2 protein-coding genes and 1 pseudogene are annotated in these 3,779 nt (G+C 50.7%); all 3 read right to left on the bottom strand.

What is annotated here, in order from left to right; genetic code table 11:
- Positions 1-586: 586 nt before the first annotated feature.
- Positions 587-1,141 (bottom strand): annotated as a pseudogene (locus PG722_RS14340) (IS3 family transposase).
- A gap of 56 nt (positions 1,142-1,197) precedes the next feature.
- Positions 1,198-1,608, bottom strand: a complete 411-nt coding sequence (locus tag PG722_RS13765; protein WP_270580870.1) for a transposase — start codon at positions 1,606-1,608, stop codon at positions 1,198-1,200.
- A gap of 78 nt (positions 1,609-1,686) precedes the next feature.
- Entirely contained in the window at positions 1,687-3,573 is a 1,887-nt protein-coding gene (locus PG722_RS13770) for an LTA synthase family protein (RefSeq protein WP_270580871.1), read from the bottom strand.
- Positions 3,574-3,779 lie beyond the last annotated feature (206 nt).

Genomic DNA, 3,779 nt, shown 5'->3' on the forward strand with positions numbered 1-3,779 from the left:
TACATCTAAAGCAGCAACGAAAGTTGCTGCTTTTTCTTTTTTTGCAGAGATTTTGCAGGGGACACGAGTTGCGTCAGCAATACGTCCTGTCTGGGCGGCAGCCTTTTCTGCAGTGGTTTGCTGGTAGACTTGAATCGCGCAGACGGTTCACCCTATCCAGACGGAGCGTTTTTCGCTGAGATTCGGCGAGGAGTTCGCCGTACCACAGCGGTGGGGCCAGAGGGTAGACACCTACGGTTTCTACCCTCTTAACTTCCATTTCCCTTTATTTCTTAGTTTGGCGCAGACCAGAAACCAGCGATCGCTCTGAAAAGGGGAACGGCAGAGGATCTTTTCTACTGTAGGGGAGCACAGTGTGCTCCCATTTCTCGACCTATTCGCAGTGTCAGATTCTTTGCTGCTATACATGCGGTTAAGTCTACGCAGGCGCGACATACCCGTGTCGCGCGAATTGTTTATGGGTGCTGGTGGCTGGGGCCTATCAGGTAAAGCACATACTTGGACTTAGATGGATTTTAGATAATAAAAAGCGACTGCATATGAAGTGCCCCCAAAAGGTTAGACAAAAATTCGTCGTAAAAATTGTTCAAGCACCGGAAAGGGCTTGTTGTCTGTGAATTGCAGGCGGCAAGCCCTTTAGCTTTGCCTTGATCCTGCGATTGTTGTAGTAGTCCAGATACTCAATGAGTTCCTGTTTGAAGTGTTCCATGGATTGAAATTCCTGCAGATAGAGCAGCTCGCTTTTGAGTATTCCAAAGCAATTTTCAATCACGGCATTGTCCAGGCAGTTTCCCTTGCGGCCCATACTTTGCCGGATGCCCTTCTCCCGGAGCATGCGCTAGTACTGCCAACCCTGGTCAGAATGGAGAATGAGATCTGTACCATCAGGAATCTTTGCAAACGCCTTGTCCAACATAGTCATTACCATGCGCAGTACCGGACGGTCTGAAATCGTGTAGCTGACCAGATCGCTGCTGTGCAGATCGAGAATCGGGGACAGATAGAGTTTTTCTCCGAACAGGCTAAACTCCGTCACATCCGTGACCCACTTCTGATTGGGCTTGTCTGCATGAAAATCTCGATTTAACAGATTTGGTGCAATTTTACCCACATTTCCCTTGTAAGAACGGTATTTCTTCATTCGGACGCGGCAAATCAGCCCTAACGCCTTCATAAGTCTCCGAACGGTTTTATGATTCACAAGGAAAGCACTGTCGTAATCCACCGGTAGCCGTATCTGCCCTTGTTTTCGTGGAAAATAGTTGTGATTTCTTCCTTAACGGATGTATATTTGTCTGTTTTCTGCATTGGTTTCAAGTGATAATAGAACGTTGCACAGGGCAGTTGAGCGATTGAAAGCAGAAGATTGAGAGAATATTTTTGCCTTAGCTTCTGAACTACCAGCGTTTTGTGCTGGCGTCGTTCGATGGCCAATGCCTCTGATCCTTCTGATAGATAAATATGCTCCCAGTTTCTGACCTGAGTGGCACTGCTTACTTCAAATCGTCTCGCTGTTTCGCAGTAACTCAACCTTTCTTCCATCATGGTTTCCACGACCAGCTTCTTAAATTCCGGCGTGTATCGTTTGTTCGGTTTTCCTCTTGACATAATAAATCACCCCATCTGTTAGATAGTGTATCATACTGTCTAACAAATGGGGTGCTGTTCAATAGCAGTCGCTTCTGTTTAATTGCCACTGGTTGCGTTTGCGGCATCGCTTGAAGTTGTACTTGCCGGAGAGGCAAACAGTTCTGCCTGGCGTTCGTCGCCGCCAAACAGGTTGTTATATTGTACGCGCTCGTAATCTTCAATCAGCGGGGTAAATTTTGTGGTATCCAGATGGCTGTATGCGTTGCCTTCACTATCGAAATAGCCGGCAAAGGTCATCGCCGGAATGGTTTTCTGCAGATTCCACAGGTATTTGCCGTAGACGCTGGTTTCAATGCCTGCGTTGCGCAGCACATACTGCGCGAGAAAGTTCAGGCTGGTGATCTTTGTCGAATCGCCGGTCAGCGGGTAATTGGCCCAGATGATGAACGGCACCTTAAACTTATCCATGTACTGCGCCATGGTCATTTCGTCCTGAGTGACGCCGTACGCCTTATCGAGAAATTCCTGCTCGACAGACGGCTGATGATCGCCGAACATAACGAGAATGGTCGGCTCAGTCTGTGCCGAGAAGTAGTCGATCAGCTTTTTGAAGGCCTCATCGGTCTTATTGGCGAGCGTCAAATACTGCTCTGCCTTGGGGTACACGCCCGGCTCATCGGCGACCTGCACCTCGGCGGGGTAATCCTCAACCGTGTAGCTGCCGTGGTTCTGAATCGTCACATTGAACAGAAACAGCGGTGTGCTTTCGTCCTTATGCTCAAACTCCCAAATAATCTGCTCGAAGTCGGAATCGTCGCTGACGTAGCCGTGCTCCTCGGTCTGCGGTACGTCCATGTCCTCGCCGCACTTGAATGAGTCGAAGCCCAGACGCGGATACGCGATATTACGCTGCCACGAGGTTCGCTCACCCGGATGAAACGCACGCGTCTCGTAGCCGTAGCCCTTGAGCAGCGTAGCCAGTGAATCCGTCGGACCGAGGATGTACTGCTGATACGGGATACTGCCCGATGGTAGGAAGTTCATCGAATTACCGGTCAGAAACTCGAACTCGCTCGTGCTTGTGCCCGCGCCGAATACCGAGGTGTAGGCGTGGCCGTGGATCGCGTTCGACACGCTGTTGATGTAATTCATTGGGCTTTCCGTGAGTGTCAGATTGCCGAAGTCCTCAAAGTCCGCCCATGACTCATTCATAATAGCAACAATATTCGGGTGATCAACGCCGACATTCGGTGTCGGGTCATCCTCTGCACCATTCACAATAGCGTTGACGCGTTCCGGCGTGGTATCATCCGGTTTTTTCACTTCCATAAATTCGGTGTTTCGCAGAAATTCTGCAGCGGCACCGCCGGTCTGGTAGGCACCGAGCTGATCCCACACGTCGGTCTCTACGCCGAACATGCCCAGTATTTGCGGGTGGGCGATCGGGATGAGACACAGCAGACCGGCAATCAGCACGGAACCGCGTCGCAGCAGATCGCCTTTGCGCAGCAGAAAATGCCCCATCTTATAATAAGGACGCAGCGCCCACGCAAGCAGCGTGATCAGCATAATGCAGATGGCGATTTGCCAGGTCATAGACAGGCTGTAACTGCCTGCAACGGCTACAGCGGTACCGAGTGCCTTAAAGTCCCACGGCAGAATAGGTGTGCCGCGGAAGACAGAAACGAAGTAATTCGCAGCGCCCCACATACCGGCCAGAATGTGCAGCAGCACGCAGCAGACCGCCGGATAGCCGATGATCGCACAGCCGATCCAGTAGAGTGCGCTCAGACACAGCCAGTTGGCCAGAGCTACGCCTACGCTCATATTCCACGGCGGAGAGCCGAGCACAAGCTGCATCAGCCAAAACGCGGTAAGCGGTGTCAGCAGCAGCAGGAGCAGCTTTTGCGCCCTTGCGTTTTGGCGCAGCGGCACATCACGCCGCGGCAGCAGCTGCCTGATCAGTGAACCAACTTTTTTCATAAACTGTTCTCCTTGTAAAAAAAGTTCCCACAAGAGCGGAATTATACACTAAATTGGGGAAAATGTCAAGGTTAGATGCGGCTTACAGGGCATGCGACAGGGACAGGCAGGTATACTATTATATTCAGGCACTGTGCGGCGCAAAAATAAATGAAAAAGTGCTTGACATTTGCTGTCGGATTTGGTATTCTATTAAAGCTGTCTCT

Origin of the sequence: Butyricicoccus sp. OF27-2pH9A (genome assembly GCF_027693185.1) — a bacterium.
Lineage (GTDB): Bacteria > Bacillota > Clostridia > Oscillospirales > Butyricicoccaceae > Agathobaculum > Agathobaculum butyriciproducens.